This is a genomic window from uncultured Oscillibacter sp., from assembly GCF_947654275.1.
Lineage (GTDB): Bacteria > Bacillota > Clostridia > Oscillospirales > Oscillospiraceae > Oscillibacter.
Genome location: NZ_CANTJS010000011.1, coordinates 14,194 through 29,707, shown reverse-complemented (window position 1 = coordinate 29,707; position 15,514 = coordinate 14,194). Strand labels below are relative to the sequence as shown.

Annotated in this window: 10 protein-coding genes and 1 riboswitch; of the genes, 3 read left to right on the top strand and 7 right to left on the bottom strand. The window is 62.1% G+C overall.

The genetic code is table 11. The annotated features are described in order from the left end of the window. Positions 1 to 7: 7 nt before the first annotated feature. Positions 8 to 1,324 (bottom strand): ATP-binding protein, encoded by a 1,317-nt coding sequence (locus Q0063_RS04560; protein ID WP_367180327.1) that lies wholly within the window; start codon positions 1,322 to 1,324, stop codon positions 8 to 10. A 268-nt stretch (positions 1,325 to 1,592) separates the two neighbouring features. On the opposite strand from Q0063_RS04560, the gene Q0063_RS04555 reads away from it, so the two are divergent. Both Q0063_RS04555 and Q0063_RS04550 read left to right on the top strand, forming a co-directional pair. Next, on the top strand, positions 1,593 to 1,979 hold the full coding sequence (locus Q0063_RS04555) for a hypothetical protein (protein WP_297870796.1): 387 nt from the start codon (positions 1,593 to 1,595) through the stop codon (positions 1,977 to 1,979). Between the two features lie 236 nt (positions 1,980 to 2,215). After that, complete coding sequence (locus Q0063_RS04550; protein ID WP_297870795.1) at positions 2,216 to 3,790, top strand: recombinase family protein; 1,575 nt, start codon at positions 2,216 to 2,218, stop codon at positions 3,788 to 3,790. 276 nt (positions 3,791 to 4,066) lie between these two features. On the opposite strand, the gene Q0063_RS04545 is transcribed toward Q0063_RS04550, so the two are convergent. The 3 genes from Q0063_RS04545 to Q0063_RS04535 form a co-directional block, all read right to left on the bottom strand. After that, a complete protein-coding gene (locus Q0063_RS04545; protein ID WP_297870794.1) occupies positions 4,067 to 5,428 on the bottom strand; it encodes a Na+/H+ antiporter NhaC family protein in 1,362 nt (453 codons plus the stop codon). A 132-nt stretch (positions 5,429 to 5,560) separates the two neighbouring features. Further along, positions 5,561 to 6,784, bottom strand: coding sequence for a PLP-dependent aspartate aminotransferase family protein (locus Q0063_RS04540; protein ID WP_297870793.1), 1,224 nt, complete (start codon positions 6,782 to 6,784; stop codon positions 5,561 to 5,563). Between the two features lie 228 nt (positions 6,785 to 7,012). Next, positions 7,013 to 9,016 carry a sigma-54-dependent Fis family transcriptional regulator gene (locus Q0063_RS04535; protein WP_297870792.1) on the bottom strand — a complete coding sequence of 668 codons (2,004 nt, stop codon included), beginning with the start codon at positions 9,014 to 9,016 and terminating at the stop codon, positions 7,013 to 7,015. 296 nt (positions 9,017 to 9,312) lie between these two features. Further along, positions 9,313 to 9,453: riboswitch (TPP riboswitch) on the top strand. A gap of 105 nt (positions 9,454 to 9,558) precedes the next feature. Here Q0063_RS04535 and Q0063_RS04530 point away from each other — a divergent pair. Further along, a complete protein-coding gene (locus Q0063_RS04530) occupies positions 9,559 to 10,263 on the top strand; it encodes an energy-coupled thiamine transporter ThiT (RefSeq protein ID WP_297870791.1) in 705 nt (234 codons plus the stop codon). A 138-nt stretch (positions 10,264 to 10,401) separates the two neighbouring features. Here the strand turns inward: Q0063_RS04530 and Q0063_RS04525 are convergent, their stop codons facing one another. The 3 genes from Q0063_RS04525 to Q0063_RS04515 all read right to left on the bottom strand — a co-directional run bounded on the left by Q0063_RS04525 (position 10,402) and on the right by Q0063_RS04515 (position 15,512). Further along, a complete protein-coding gene (locus Q0063_RS04525) occupies positions 10,402 to 13,395 on the bottom strand; it encodes a flagellin (RefSeq protein ID WP_297870790.1) in 2,994 nt (997 codons plus the stop codon). Between the two features lie 175 nt (positions 13,396 to 13,570). Beyond that, a complete protein-coding gene (locus Q0063_RS04520; protein ID WP_297870789.1) occupies positions 13,571 to 14,644 on the bottom strand; it encodes a galactose ABC transporter substrate-binding protein in 1,074 nt (357 codons plus the stop codon). Beyond that, complete coding sequence (locus tag Q0063_RS04515; RefSeq protein ID WP_297870788.1) at positions 14,601 to 15,512, bottom strand: substrate-binding domain-containing protein; 912 nt, start codon at positions 15,510 to 15,512, stop codon at positions 14,601 to 14,603. The genes Q0063_RS04520 and Q0063_RS04515 overlap by 44 nt, the downstream gene beginning before the upstream one ends. Positions 15,513 to 15,514: the final 2 nt, after the last annotated feature.

Genomic DNA, 15,514 nt, shown 5'->3' with positions numbered 1-15,514 from the left:
ATATGGATTAAAATAACAGGAAATCTAATGCTTTTATAATTTTAATCCCATCCTGTGTATGCGTCAAAGCACAATCCAACGCAATCACCATTTTTTCGTAGTTATCCCTGATTTTTCGCAATGGGGCAAGTTCACGATCCCTAGTCTCTGGGGCGTTCATGTTCTCTGTAACCTGAATATACTTCTTCTCATCCGCCTTTGTGGCAATAAAGTCTACTTCCTGGTTGTCAATCTTCCCAATGGCCACATCATATCCCTGCCTTAGTAGCTCAAAATAGATAATGTTTTCCAGAATGTGGCCACTGTCCCCATCCCGATAACCTAACAAATAGTTCCGCAGGCCCATGTCCACGATATAGTATTTTCCCAGCGTCCGCAGATACTCTTTACCCTTAATGTCGAATCGCTTGATCTCATAGAAGATATACGCCTCCAGTAATGCCTCAATATAACTCTGGATGGTATGCACCGCAGGTTTCCTGCGGCCTTTTTCTTCTAACAGGCCCTCATTGACCAGCGTGTTGCCAATAGAGGTCGCCGACACGTTGTTGCCAATATTGTCCGCCAAAAACATGATAATTTTCCGGAGCAGGATCGGGTCAGTGATGGTACGGCGACCCTTCCGCTTTTCACGCTCCAGAATATCGTTGACAACAGCGGCGGAGTACACTCCGTCCAGCGCCGCTGTTACACGGTCAATTTCCAGACCCACATCTGCCAACATAGGCATACCACCGAACCGGGCATATTCATTGAACAGTTCCCGCTCATCGTAAATATCGCCGTCCTGGTCTGTGATCCGACGCTTCAGTGCTCCAGTAGGCGATTTCTTTTCAGTCACGGTGTAGCCGTGGAAATCTAAAAACTCCTTAAAAGAAAGGGGGAGTACCTTGATCTCAACATATCGACCCGAAAGGTAGGTGGACAACTCAGACGAAAGCAAATAGGCATTAGAACCGGTGATGTAAATATCACAGTCAAAATCTACACGGAAGGAGTTGACAGCATTTTCCCAACCTGCGATTCTCTGCACTTCGTCAAAAAACAAGTACATTCGTTGCTCAGGCAGGATACGGGCTTTCACATATTCGTAAAAGCCTCTGACATCCATATCAGGAAAGCTCATGGACTCAAAGTTCATTTCCAGTATCTGATCCTGGGCTATGCCGTTTTCACGCAAGTGCTGAGCCATCAGTTTCATGAGACTGGATTTTCCACAACGACGAATTCCAGTTATGACTTTGATCATCTCAGTGTCTTGAAATGCTATCATACGGTTTAGATAAAGATCACGCTTTTTCAGAATGGGTTTTTGCATAATCATCACCGTCCTCTTTTAGGTTAAGCATATCATATTTATGCTCACAAATCAAGTTTATTACACCAAAGTCACAAAAATAATTTTTCAAAAACTTTGTTACACGCGCAAACAATTGCTGATGTCGCGTGTATACATCTCGTTCATTATATTTCTAAACGGAAAAACAAAAAATATCAGCCATATGCTGCGACGCATAGCTCTCAAAGGTCTGCTCTTCCAAGGAGCGGGCCTTTTTTCATACAAGTAAAACTTAACGAAAGGACATGATTTTATGAATTTAATGGAACTGAGGGTCCAAAAGGTTCTGCGTGAGAACCACGCTGATTTTGTTGATTCGCTCAGTTTGAGCGGCATTGATTTGGAGCGCGGTGCCTGGACCTCGGATGCCGCCGAAGCAAATGCCCGTGCCGGAGCACGATCGTTGATCCATTATGTGTCACGGAAGAGAGTTTCAGCCAGATACCAGCAGGCATTTCTTCAAATAATCGCAGAAAATTTAGATGAAGTTGGAAACACCCCTACGATGGCTTTGATTTATGCCGCGTATGAATGGGACAGGTGCTTCCCGCCCTATGCAATCATTCAGCACATGGTTGACCCGGTACTGTTCCGCGAGTACTGTACTGCTCTGCAAAGGAATTTGCGGGCGTACCTTTAGGCTATTCCGCAGGGGCGGCGAATATAGTTTAACATCTCAGATCAGGAGGTGTTTCCGTGAAACCGCAAGAGTTGACTGTGATCACTCTCTGTACGAAAGATGCACCGGATGTCCAGCAAATCATCTTAAATTCCTTAGAACTTTTTCTCAAAAAGGAGCTTCACAACGTTGCAAACCACCCAGACTATATTGTATGATACATACGATGAATGGCCGCTTATCTCTGGAGGTACGATATGTATTTAGAGATAAGCAACCCCATGGACTACCATGCGGCATTATACATCAGATTATCAAAGGAGGATGAGAACGAGGGCCCATCCGAGAGCGTCAACAACCAGCAATCCCTGCTCAATGAATTTGTCCAGCAGCATCGGCTTAGCGTTTATGACACATACATCGATGACGGCTGGAGCGGTACGAACTTCGACCGCCCGAATTTCCAGCGCATGATTGCCGACATTGAGGCCCGGAAGGTCAACATGGTCATTACCAAGGACCTGAGCCGTCTGGGTCGTGACTACATCCTGACCGGCCACTACATGGAGCGGTACTTCCCCGAGCACCGGGTACGCTACATCTCCCTACTGGACGGCATCGACACCGGGGTGGACTCCACCGCCAACGACATCACACCCTTCCGCGCTATCATGAACGATATGTACGCCAAGGACATCTCCAAGAAGATTTCCAGCGTCAAGCACGACAAGCAGCGCAAGGGCCTGTTCATCGGTGGCAAGCCGGTCTATGGCTATAAGATGCACCCCACAGAGAAGAACAGGATTGTCATTGACGAGGACGTAGCCCCAATGGTCCGGCGTATTTTTGGCATGGCCTTGGAGGGAATAAGCTGCCGCCAAATCGCTGCCCAGCTGAACAACGAGGGAGTCCCCACCCCCGCCACCTACGCCGGACTGCCTGTAGCCAATCCCGGCCCTTACACCGGCTTGTGGAGCAGCGAACGCATTTCCGATATGCTGCAAAATGAGACCTATATCGGGAGCATGGTGCAGGGCCGCACTCGGAAGATCAATTACAAATCCAAGAAGTGCATCAAGCAGGACAGACGGGACTGGATCGTTGTGGAGGGTACCCACGAACCCATCATTGACCGGGAAACTTTCGACAAGGTGCGGGCACTGGTTAACAGCCGGAAGCATACACGCAGTCGCACTTACGACTTTCTGCTCAAGGGACTGATCTTTTGCCACGAGTGCGGCTATCCGCTGGCGGTGCTGAACCGCAAGAATGCGGCAGGGGAGGACCGGCTGTACTTTGTTTGTCGGACCTACCAGCGGTTCACCAAGGCGGGGGTCTGTACCAGCCACACCATCAAGGAGGAAACCGTCACCCAAGCGGTAGTCGAAAAAGTACGGGAGGTCTGCGGGGCCTATCTGCAAGCGGACCAGCTTCTGCCCCAGGCACAGAGGGCGGTGGCCAAAGCCATTGCCGAGGCAGACAACGAAAAGGAGATCAACTCCCTCAAAGCCAAAATCGACAGCCTGACCGCCCACCTGGACAAGGTCTACATGGATAAGCTGGGCGGCGTCCTGGACGAGGCCGACTTCCAGCGCATCTACGCCAAGGTCAAGGCCGACCGGACCGCTCTAGAGCAGCGGCTCAACCAGTTGGACCACCCGGACTACTCCCCGGCAGAGCAAATGGATCTGGCAAAGAAATTGACGGAGCGGTTCCTGGAAACCGCCTCCGCCAACCGGGAGCTGCTGGTCAGCCTCATCGAACGGGTGGAGCTGACCACGGATAAACAAATCATCATCAAATTCCGATTCAAACAGCTGGAAACCGACTAAAACCGGCACAAAATCACACACCGCATCGTTTACAATACCCGGGCCGCTATGTGTCCCGCATCGAAAAACGGGCCCTGGAAAAGCTCCGGGAGGCCCTTCAGGACAGCCCGCCGCCCAAGGCCGGTGGCGTCCGGGAATCCTCTTGAGCCCCGCACCGCAAAAACCCCGCCGGTCCTGCCCAGGCAGGAACGGCGGGGTGCAGTTATTCAGGGTCAGCCGGAGCCGTGTTCCCCGGCAGAGCGGCGGAAAACCGCCGGTTTTGAAGCAGACCGGCGCTCAGCCGGCGTGCTCCGCCGCCAGAATCGCCTTCCTCTCCTCCACCTTGGAGGCGGGGCAGTCATACTCCCAGTTCCAGGGGTCCTTGCGGCAGGCCCCGTCGGCATAGGGCACGAACACGGAAATCACGCCGAAAACGCCCAGCAGCATGGGATACCACAGATAGGGAATGACGGTGATGGGCGTGGCCGTAATGCCGTAGGCCGCTGCCAGGGTGCAGGCCAGCAGGGTCTGTCCGCCGTGGGGGATGATACCCTGAACCACGCAGGAGAAGAGGTCCAGCAGAGAGGCCGTCCGGCGGGGGTCGATGTTGTACTGCCGGCTGACGTCTTTGGCAATGGGGTTGGCCACGATAATAGCCACCGTGTTGTTGGTGGTGGCGGCATCCGCCAGACCCACCAGACCGGCAATGCTGAACTGGGCGGTCTTGTTGCTTTTCATAATCTTTTGCATGTTGTCCACCAGCCACTGGATGCCTCCCTGCTCGTTGACAATCTCCGACATGCCGGATACCAGCACCGCCAGATAGAAGCTCTGGTCCATGTCCTTGATGCCGGACCAGATGTGCTCGGAGTACTCAATAACCGTAAAGGAGCCGGTGACAACGCCCACCAGGCCCGCCGTGCCGATGCCCAGGGCCATCACTAGCATCACGTCCATGCCGGTAACCGCCAGAATCAGCACCAGGAAGTAGGGAATGACCTTGATGAGGCTGTAGGTCAGATCGCCCATGGTGGCGCTGGCGTCGGGACGGCCGAAGATGCACAGCAGCACCAGGGTCACCAGGGCCGCAGGCAGGGCAATGAGGAAGTTCAGGCGGAATTTGTCCTTCATCTCCACCCCCTGGCCCCGGGCGGCGGCAATGGTGGTGTCGGAAATCATGGAAAGGTTGTCACCGAACATGGCGCCGCCTACCACGGCCCCCAGCAGAATCATCATATCCAGTCCCGCCTTCTGGCCCACGCCTACGGCAATGGGGATGATGGCGGCAATGGTGCCCATGGAGGTGCCGCAGGCGGTGCTCATGAGCATGGCAATGATGAAGCAGCCCGCCACCAGGAAGGGCACCGGCACCAGGGACAGGCCCAGGTTCACCACGGCGTCCCGGCCGCCCATGGCGGTGGCGACGCTGGAGAACGCGCCGGAGAGGGCGAAAATCAGCAGCATGGTCAAATTGCCCTCGCTGCCTGCGCCCCTGGCGAAGACGGCGAATTTTTCGACAATTTTACCCTTACCGTAGAAGAAGGACATCACCGCAGCAAAAAGTGTGGCGGTGACAATGGGGAAGCCCGCGAGGAACAGGATCAGCAGCAGTACGAAGGGCAGCAGCGCAAGGCCGTTGGCTTTCTTTGATTGTACCATAATGGTCTCTCCTTTTTCTCATAGGTTCCGGAAATACGGGGGCCGGAGGGATGTATTCGCAGCTCTTCCGCCGGGCCGCTCAAAAAAGGCGGGATGAAGCCGTTGAAGGGCTCTCTTCTCCACGCCTTCTGGTCAGAGGGCGGCAAAGGCCTGGTCAAAATCGGCGGTCAGATCCTCCGCGTCCTCCAGGCCCACGGAAAATCTCAGCATACCATCGGTGATGCCCACGGCCTCCCGCACGTCTCTTGGAACCTTGACGTGGGTCATGGAGGCGGGATGCTGAATCAGGGTATCCGGATCTCCCAGGGACACGGCGATGGCGGGAATCTTCATGCTGTCCATCAGCTTTTTCGCCGCGTCAAAGGCGGACATGCCGTGAATCTGGTCCTTCAGCACGAAGGAGATCATGCCGGTATACAGGCCGTTCATCTGCCGTTTAGCCACCTCGTGGTCCTTCCCCATGGACTCCAGGCCAGGATAGTAAACCTTCTCTACATAGGGGGAGGCCTCCAGATACCGGGCCACGGCCATGGCGTTCTCGCAGTGGCGGCGGACCCGGAGCCCCAGGGTCTTCATGCCCCGAACCACCAGATAGGCGCTGAAGGGCGTCAGCGGCGCGCCGCAGATTTTGCCCATGGCCCGGCTCCGAATCTCGGCAATGTCCTCTCTGGAGCCTGCCGCCACGCCGCCGATGACGTCCCCGTGGCCGTTGATGTACTTGGTGATGGAGTGGACCACCACGTCGGCCCCCAGCTTCAGGGGGTACTGGATAGGAGGCGGGGCAAAGGTGTTGTCCACCACCACCCGGATGCCGGGGTGCCTCTCCTTCAGCGCGGCCACGGCGGCGATATCGGTGACGTGCATGGTGGGGTTGGCGGGGGTCTCGAAGTAAATTATCTTCGTGTTGGGCCGGATGGCGGCCTCCACCGCCGCGACGTCAGCGGTGTCCGCGAAGGAGGCGTCAACGCCCAGAGAGGGCAGAATTTCCCGCATGACCACGTCTGTGCAGCCATACACGGTATCGCCGCAGACCACGTGGTCCCCCGCCCGCAGCAGGCCCAGCAGTACGGAGCTGATGGCCCCCATGCCGGAGGCGGCGGCCACGGCGTCCTCGCTCCCCTCCAGCCGGGCGATCTTCTCCTCGAAGACCCGGACGGTGGGGTTTCCGGCCCGGGTGTAGTCATAGCCCGGGAGCTCGCCGCTGAACACGCCCATGGCATGGCCGGCGCTGGTGAAGGTAAAGGTGGATGTCTGGTAGATGGGGGTGGCCAGGGCACCGTAGTCGGAGTCCCGCCGGGCCCCGGCGTGAATGGCCGTTGTATCAAAGCCCGCTCTGTCAAAATCAATGTTGCTCATAAATCGAATCCCTCCTGAAATAGTTGACATCCCTTTCGGGAATGCTTTCGGCAGACTATAAAGCAACTGTCATGCCAACCCAGCCGGGCCCTGTATGTCCTGCAATCAGGACGCTTTTCCAAAAACGGGCAAAAAATAAACAGGCTAAAACAGGTTGCAGCCTGTTTACAGCCTGTTAGAGGCTGCCAACCGGACGGTTCGGCAGCCTCTGCAAATTTTCTAAACTATTCAAAGCTCTCCCCAGAGCTTCCGGTATTCCCCCAGGCCCTCCTCCGTCAGCCGGGAGCCGCCCCGGCCCGTGCCGGAGTCCACCCAGCCCAGGGCCTTCAGCTCCTCCAGCTCCCGGCGGAGGCGGCCCTCGGAGGCGGAGAAGCCCGCCCGCTCCAGGGCCTGGCGGAGCTGCTTCCGTCCCCGGGGCTCCAGGGCCAGCAGGCGCAGAAGCTCCCGCCGCAGACTCCGGGCGGAATCCCGGTCCGTCCCAAGCTCCCGGCGGCGAAGGGAGACGGGGAGGTTTTCCGGCTCAATCACCGGCAGGTCCTGACAGCCCAGGTATTCCGCGCAGTTCCGCAGCTCCCGGATATTGCCGGGCCAGTGGTACTGAAGCAGCAGCGCCTTGGCCTCCTCCGTCAGCATGAAGGACAGCCGCAGGCTGCTTTTGAATTCCTCCAGCATCAGCAGAATGTCCTCCCGCCTCTGCCGGAGGGGCGGCAGGGTCAGGGGCAGGGTGCCGATGCGGTAAAAGAGGTCGCTGCGGAACCGCCCGGCCTCCATCAGAGACGTCAGGTTCTGATTGGAGGCGCTGATGACCCGCACGTCAATGGGAATGACCCGGTCGCCGCCCACACGCATAATCTCCCGCTCCTGAATCACCCGCAGCAGCTTGAGCTGGGTGCTGGGAGGCGTGCCCTCGATCTCGTCCAGGAAGATGGTGCCGGTGTCGGCCAGCTCAAAAAGCCCCGCCTTGCCCCCCTTCCGCGCGCCGGTAAAAGCCCCTTCCTCATAGCCGAAGAGCTCACTTTCCAGCAGACTGTCCGGCAGGGCGGCGCAGTTGACGGCCACGAAGGGCTTGCCGGCTCTGGCGGAACTGCTGTGAATGGCGTGGGCAAACAGCTCCTTGCCGGTGCCGCTCTCCCCGGTGATGAGTACAGAGGCATCCGTCCGGGCCATTTTCCGGGCCAGCTCCACCGTCCGGGTGATGGACGGGCTGACTCCGCAGATATCGGAAAAGCAGTACTTGGCCGTGTGGCCCCTGCCGTCTCCGGCGGGAGACGGCTCCTCCTCCCCGCCGGAGGCCGTCAGGGCGACATAGGCCCCCTGGTACTCCATACCCTGGGTGATAGGGACAATGCGGGCGGACATCTCCCCTGTCCCACAGCGGCAGGAGACCGGCAAACCCAGGGTACGACAGCGCTCCAGAGCCTCGCCGGGCAGAAGGGCCTCCGCCGGCGTCCCCAGCAGCAAGGCCCTGGAAGTCCCCAGCAGCTCCGCTGCCTGAAAGCCGCAGTCGAAAATCTCCCCCTGTCCGTCCACGCCCAAAAGCCCCGTCCCCGGCAGGGCGTCGGACATCTGAATCAGGGTGGAGAGCCGCTGTTCCAGCAGCAGATTTTCCCGGACCAGAATGGAGAGCCCGGCGGAACCGCTGTGCTGCTTCTCGAAGAAGTCGAAGAAATGGCGGGTCCGCAGCACATATTCGCAGCGGAGCTTGGCCGCCAGCTCCACGATGGTCTCGATGTCAATCTGCCGGGGCCCCAGATCAATGCACCTGGTCACAAACTCCGGCACCAGTCCCCGTTCCCCGGGGGTCACCGCCAGGGGGAGCTCCGGGGAACGGCAGCCGGGATACCAGGGGAGGAAGCTGATGTGTCCGTAGCCCGCCTGATAGAGCTGGGCGATGGTCTCCTCGGCCATGAATCTGGTGACGTTCACCAGCAGCGCCCGGGTCCCCCTGGGGCAGCCGTTCAGCTCCAGCAGGGACCTGCGTTGGAGACACAATCCAATGGGAATCAGATCCCGGCCCCGGAGGCAGGTCCGCCGCAGTTCCGAAAAGCTGGCGGCAGAGGCGGCGGAGGTCAGAAAAGCGTCCTCCTTCCAGGCGTCGTCCGCCCCGGCGTCGAACCCCTCCAGGTCAAAGGGCAGGACGGTGACTGCGTCACCGAAGACGCTGTGGAGCTGAGCGGTGTAGTCCGGAATGGAAGTCCGGTTTTCCACCAGTAGTTTTACAAGCTTTCTCATGCCGCCCTCCGTTCCCGGTTTCCTGTACTGTTGTTTTATCTTACCATACCCGGCGATACAACCGCAAGCCCCCGGCGCAGGGGGGCTTGTCCCTTCCCGCATTTCATCAGTGAGATGATGCGCAGGGGCGGACTCCGGCCCGCCCCGTTTTTTGGAAGCGCCAATCTCCCGGAAAACGGGCCGGACCAGAGCCCGGCCCCTGCAAAAAATCTCCAGACGGAGCATGCGCGGGCCCCGGCAGAAAAAGCTTGCATTCCGCCTGAAGCCGTGCTATGATGAATCCATCAATTTTATAAGGTCGTGAACCGGGGAGCCTGCGCAGGCAGGCTGAGAGGAAGCAGGGACCCGCGCAGGCTCAGAGAGCCCCGCGCCGGGAGTGCTTCGACCCGCAACCTGATTTGGGTAATGCCAACGTAGGGAGCCGTCACAGATCACGGCGCGCCGCCGCGCGTCCAGAGACTGCCCTCCCGTTCCCGGGAGGTTTTTTGTTTCCCGCATCAGGCAGACCCGGGTCCGCGATCCGGTCAAAGGAGGAGTTTCCTATGGGGAACCTGTTTGTCAGCAGCGAGGGCGGCCTAACCGCCGCGGGCTACGCCCTGTGTCTGGGCATTCTGATTCTCTGCCTGCTGGCGGGCTTCGCCCTGGCGGAAAATCAGGGAGCAAAAAACCAGGGGGCAAATAATCAGGGAGCAAACAATCAGGGGGCAAAAAAACGGGACGTCAAGCATCTGGCATACTGCGCCATGGCTCTGGCTCTGGCCTATGTGACCAGCTACATCAAGGTCTTCACACTGCCCTACGGCGGTTCCGTCACCCTGATGAGCATGCTGTTTATCGTGCTGATTGCCCATTGGTACGGCGTCAGGACCGGCGTTCTGGTGGGCTTTGCCTACGGCATCCTGCAATTCCTCCAGGAACCCTATTTCCTGTCCCTGTTCCAGGTCTGCTGCGACTATGTGCTGGCCTTCGCGGCGCTGGGGCTGGCGGGGCTGTTCCGGAAGGGGAAAAACAGCCTCCCGGCGGGCTATCTGGCGGCTGTGCTGGCCCGGGGCGTGTTTCACTCCATCGGCGGTTACCTCTACTGGATGGACTATATGCCGGAGAACTTCCCCCAGGCCCTGCGGGACCTCTATCCCATTGTTTATAACTACAGCTATCTGCTGGCGGAGGGGGCCGTCACCGTGGCGGTGCTGAAGCTCCCGGCGGTAAGCCAGGCCCTGGAGCGCATCCGGAAAGCCGCCATATGAAGCCGGTCCGGTGGAAATCCCCTCCGGCCAGACGAAGGACGCGCCCGCTGGGGCGCGTCCCTTTTTCCGCTCTCCCGGGAAAACCCGGGTTCTTTTTTCTCTACGGTTCACCAGCGGGACACAGGGCCCGGAAATCCGTCACCGCAGCAGCTGCCGCACCTGCTCCCGTTCCCCGCCTGTCAGCCCGGGGGTCTGGAGGGCAATGGCCTCTCTCAGCTCCCGCAGCAACGCCCCGGCGTCCACCGTGTTCCGCAGCAGCCCGCCGCCGGCGGAGGGCCAGAGACTGCCGGAGCCGCCCAGCTGGCCGTACAGTGCGCCGTAGGCGGACTGCACCCCGGCTACCCAGCGGCGTCCCGCGTCAATGGCCGCCTGAGCGGCCCGGGCCTCTTCCCGGGTAGCCAGGGACAGCCGGTCCAGCCCCAGTGCCGCGGCGGAAAGGCGGAACTGGGGCAGCGTCACGGTGTGCTCCCCTGCCTTCAGGGAAATGCCGCTCCGGGTCCGCAGCCGGGCGTTTCCGATGTCGGCGGACACCTGCACCGTCCCGCAGCCGCCGAACAGACAGGCCCCGATGTCCGCCCCGGGGTCGCCTCCCAGAGCCTTGACAATCCGGGCGGTTCCGGCAATCCGGATGTCGCCGCAGGCCCCCTGGACGCCTGCGCCGATGGCGGCGGCGTGTCCGGCGGCCATGGCGGTAATCTTTCCGCCCTGGATGCTGATGCTGCCCACAGCGGCCCCCAGGCCGCCGCCGATGCCGGCCCCGCCGCCCTTCTCTCCGGTAGACTCCACCGTGCCCCCCAGTATGGTCACCGGGCCCATGGTTCCGTTCTTTCCCGCGCCGATGCCCGCACCGCCTCCGTGTCCGGCGGCGGTCACTGCGCCGCCCCGAATCAGAATCCGGCTGGTCTGGTCCCGGCTGCCGCCGCTGTCCCGTCCGATGCCGGCCCCGCCGCCCCTGCCGATGGCGGTGAGGCTCCCCTCCGGCGTTCTGCCGCCGCCGGCGGATTCGCCCCGGTCAATCCGAAGGGAGGTGCCCTCCCCCAGGGACAGGCCCGCGCAGCCCTCGCCGCTCTCAAAGAGGTTCCGGCTTCCGCTCTCCAGGGTCAGCGTCACGTCGTTCCCCCGGCCCAGACTGAAGGCCCGGCCCTGGGACACCCGGCACACCACGCCCCCCAGGGCCAGCGCCAGGGTCCCGATGCCGTCGTCCAGGGCAATTCTGCCGCTGAAGGGGGTCTGATTGCTGTCCGTCCCCCGTCCGCCGGAGATGCCCGTCACCCGGCTGGAGCGGATGCACAGCGTGTGGGTGTGCTCCTCATAGGTCCAGTCCCGGCCCGCCTCGCCGCCGGTCACCGCGAAGGGGTTGGGGTACATGGAGCACTCCTCAAAGCACCCGGTGTGCTGGTTCCAGTGCAGATAGGCATACCGGGTTTTCGGCTGCCCGTTGGCGTCCCTGCCCCGCAGAACCAGAACGTGGACCGGAGCGCCCCGGTCTCCCCGGTCCAGCCACAGCCGCGCGGGGTCGCCGTTCAGCAGAGCCGTTTTCACCTGCCGCCCGCCGGCCTCCATGGAGGTGACCGCGGCCCAGCCCGGAAGCAGGGTCTTCCAAATCACGTCAAAGGGCTTCAGCGCGGCCCCTTTGGGCCCGCTGACAACAGCCCCGCTTCCCGCCGCCAGTGACACGGGGCCCTCCAGAATCACGCGGACCGGCGGCGTTTCCTTCTCCGGGTCCTCCGCCAGCACCGCTCCGCCGCCGGTCAGGCGCAGCGTGTTGGAGGCGCCGCCCCGCAGCCCGCCGATACGGACGAAGCCGCCGCCCTCCAGCGTCAGGCCGGCCCCCGGCCCCATGCGGATTTCTCCCAGCACATTCCTGCCGAAGACCGCCGCCTGAGACTGACCATCCGTATGCAGCACCGCCGCCCGCACGTTCTGGAGGGTCACCGTTCCGCCTCCCGCCAGCCGGAGGACGGGCAGCTCCTCCCCGGTTCCCAGCAGCACCGCCGTTCCCTTCACGGTCAGCACTCCCGTCCCCTCATCCCAGGACACGGCGGAGAGATCCCGGCCCAGCACCCGGACCGGGCCGCAGTCCAGGACGGCGGTCTTTCCGCCGCCTGCGGCCTCCCCTGCCGCCGCCGGGTTCGACCGCCCGTTCATGGGCTCCGGCTCCGGCCCGGCTCCGAGTGTCTGGTGAAGCTCCAGCTGATCCAGCAGGCTCAGCAGGGCCATGTCCAGGTCCATGCGTCCCATCTGGGACAGGAGGGCCAGCAGGACTTCCAGGTCCATCAGGGTCACGGTCTCCCCCGTCAGCAGCAGATTCGTCATAAAGGTCTCCATCCCCGGCGCCGTGCCGCCGGTAAACTGGGCCTGAAAGTCCTCCAGACTGGTAAAGGTCCCATGGGTCAGCTCCTCCACAGCTTCGTCCACCGACAGGCCCTCGCCCATTTTCTCCAGCAGCTGCCCCAGGCCCTCCAGCGCCGCCGCCGGGTCCTCCGGCGCTCCGGCGATGACGGACCCCAGATACAGCGCCGCCAGATAGGCGGCGGCTCCGCCGTTTTCCAGGGGCCGGTCCATCAGCGCCGCCAGGATGTCCGCCGCGCCGGCGCTCTGGTCCAGCCCCAGGGCGGACAAAATCTTCTCCGGGGTCAGGTCCTTCTGCCCCAGGGCCTCCGCCAGCCAGTCCGGCAGGGGCTTTTCCGGCTGTCCGCCGGAGGACGCCTCCGCGATGGCGGCCAGAAGGCCGTCGGCTCCGTCCCCCTCGCCGTCCAGAAACAGCCGGGTCCCGCCGGACACGGCGCTGCTCAAAATGCGGTCGATCTCCTCCACCAGCCGATGAAACTCCGTCTGAAGGGCGTCGGGGTCCCCTCCGGCGGCGGCCTGCCGGGCCGTCTCGGCCATTCGCCCCAGACTGTCCCCCGCCGCCGCCAGGGCGCTCTCCCCAGTCTGAAGCGTCCGGCGGCTCTCCCGAATCTGCTGCTCCGCCTGTCCGGCCCTGGTCAGCAGCTGCCGCAGAGTCTCCGAGACGTTCAGCCCCGTCTTCTCCCGGACCGGCTGGCTGCCGGCGGTTTTCTCCGTCCGTCCGGCGGTCTGCCGCCGGGCCACGGCAAATCCCCGGTTCCTCTGTATCCTCAGCTCACTCATTGAACACGCCCCCTTCGCCAGAACTTCCGCTTTCTTTCCCAGCCGCCGCTGTTTGAAAACCGGTATGTACCGATTTTCAGCAGTGCCGGCTCCATATTAGTTTTATCGGCACTTCGGCAGGGAAAATAAGGAACCCCGGGCCCGGCGCTTTCTCGCCGGATCCGGGGCTCTTTTTTCATGATGTCTCCAGAAAGCCGCTGAGGTTCTCCCGGGTCACCTGGCGGTAGGGCAGCCACACATAATGGCTTTCCTCCAGCTCCACCGCCCCGGCGGGGTCCTCTCCGTTGTACAGGGCCAATGCCAGCTTCAAAATGGCCTGGGCCTGGCCCCGGCTGTCGTTGAGGACGGTGCCGTACAGCTGCCCGGCCTCCACCGCCTCCAGAGCCGGGGCGGTGGCGTCGATGCCCACAATCATGGGCCAGTCCTCCAGGGGCCGCCCCGTCTCGCTGAGGGCGTCGATGGCCCCCAGGGCCATGTCGTCATTGTTGGAGAGGATGACCTCAATCTGATCTCCGAAGGTCTCTATCCACTGCATCATCCGGGCGGCGGCCTGGGCCCGGTTCCAATTGGCGGTATCCCGGGCCAGGCGCTCCACCTCCACGCCGCCGTTGGTAATGGCCATGACGCTGTACTCCGTCCGCAGCAGGGAGTCCTGATGCCCCGGCTCCCCCTCCAGCATGACATACTGGAGCACGCCGTCGCCGCTGCGGTCCCAGCGGGCCGGGTCCGCCTGCCAGGCGTCCAGCACCAGCTGTCCCTGAAGGGCGCCGCTCTCCTGGGCGCTGGCCCCCACATAGAAGGACTTTTCCCACCGCCGGATATCCTCGTCCACCGGCTGGCGGTTGAAGAAAATCACAGGCGTGCCCTCGGCCTCCGCCTTGTCCACAATCACCGCCGCCCCTGTCCGGTCCACCATATTGATGCACAGCACGTCGCAGCCCCGGGCCAGGAAGCGGTCCACCTGGCCCATCTGGGTGGTCTGGTTGTGGCGGCTGTCGGAGACCAGCAGGGTAATTTTCTGGCCGATGCGGCTCTCCTCCTCCTGGACCAGCTGCTCCAGGTCCTTGGCCATGATGGAGATAAAGGTGTCGTCCTGGGAGTACAGGGCCACCCCCAGCCGCAGGCTGCTGTCCTCGCTCTTTTCGCCTCCGCAGCCGGACAGCAGCGCCAGCGCCAGCGCCAGCGCCGCCCAGCGGCGGACCCCCTCAGGACGTGACGGGAAACAGCAGCTTTTGATTCTCAGGCGCATAGATATCCTCCCCTCGCACAATGGAAAAGGGCAGCGGGTCCAGCGGCCGGGAGCGCTCCCGAAGGGCCTGCACCGCCTGCCGGACGGCCAAATACCCGGCGGCGTAATCGCTCCAGGCGGCGACGGCGGCAATGGCCCCCCGCTCCAGCTGGGCGGTGACGGCGGTAGAGGCCCCCACGCCGTAGAGGGCAAAGCCCTCCGCCCCCTCCTTCCCGGCGGCGGCCCGCCGGGTGGCCCCGTCCTCAAAGGTCATGACCCACGCCGGCGGCGCGTCCTCCGGCAGGGCCGTCCCCCGGACCGCCGGGACGCCTGCCGCCGTCAAAGCCTCCAGAGCCGCCTCCAGCCGGGGGACCGTCTCGGGGCAGTCTCCGCTGTTGTCCAGCAGCAGCACGTCTCCGCCGCTCCAGTCCTCCAGCAGGGCTTCCGCCAGCCGGCGGCCCACCTCGCCGTTGTCCGGCGCCGCCGTACCGGCGGAGCCCTCCATGGCGCACTCCAGCGTCACCACCGGGCACGGAGCCGCCAGCCGGTCCAAGGCGGACCGCAGGGCCTCCGGGTCGGCGGGGACGGCAATCACGGCGTCTGCGCCGCCCTCCGCCTCACGCCGCAGCAGCTCCTCCTGCTCCCTGGTGTCGTTGGGCACGGTGAGGGTGAGCCAGCGCAGCTCCGCCCCCAGCTCGTCCGCCGCCTGCTCCATCCCCTGGCGGGCCGCGTTCCAGCCGGAGCTGTCCGTGTCCCGCAGCAGCACGGACAGGGCCAGCAGCCTGCCGTCCTCCCGCTCCCGCAGCAGCTGGGGGGCCAGCAGCGTGAGAACCGCCAGAAGGCCCAGCAGGCTCAGCACCGCAATGGCCGGAAGGCCTGTTTTCTTCATTC

Excerpts from the sequence above, each read along its gene's own strand:
- Q0063_RS04515 (WP_297870788.1), bottom strand. The coding sequence starts at position 15,512 with ATGAAGAAAACAGGCCTTCCGGCCATTGCGGTGCTGAGCCTGCTGGGC.
- Q0063_RS04530 (WP_297870791.1), top strand. The coding sequence starts at position 9,559 with ATGGGGAACCTGTTTGTCAGCAGCGAGGGCGGCCTAACCGCCGCGGGC.
- Q0063_RS04555 (WP_297870796.1), top strand. The coding sequence starts at position 1,593 with ATGAATTTAATGGAACTGAGGGTCCAAAAGGTTCTGCGTGAGAACCAC.
- Q0063_RS04540 (WP_297870793.1), bottom strand. The coding sequence starts at position 6,784 with ATGAGCAACATTGATTTTGACAGAGCGGGCTTTGATACAACGGCCATT.
- Q0063_RS04545 (WP_297870794.1), bottom strand. The coding sequence starts at position 5,428 with ATGGTACAATCAAAGAAAGCCAACGGCCTTGCGCTGCTGCCCTTCGTA.
- Q0063_RS04535 (WP_297870792.1), bottom strand. The coding sequence starts at position 9,016 with ATGAGAAAGCTTGTAAAACTACTGGTGGAAAACCGGACTTCCATTCCG.
- Q0063_RS04550 (WP_297870795.1), top strand. The coding sequence starts at position 2,216 with ATGTATTTAGAGATAAGCAACCCCATGGACTACCATGCGGCATTATAC.
- Q0063_RS04560 (WP_367180327.1), bottom strand. The coding sequence starts at position 1,324 with ATGATTATGCAAAAACCCATTCTGAAAAAGCGTGATCTTTATCTAAAC.
- Q0063_RS04520 (WP_297870789.1), bottom strand. The coding sequence starts at position 14,644 with ATGCGCCTGAGAATCAAAAGCTGCTGTTTCCCGTCACGTCCTGAGGGG.
- Q0063_RS04525 (WP_297870790.1), bottom strand. The coding sequence starts at position 13,395 with ATGAGTGAGCTGAGGATACAGAGGAACCGGGGATTTGCCGTGGCCCGG.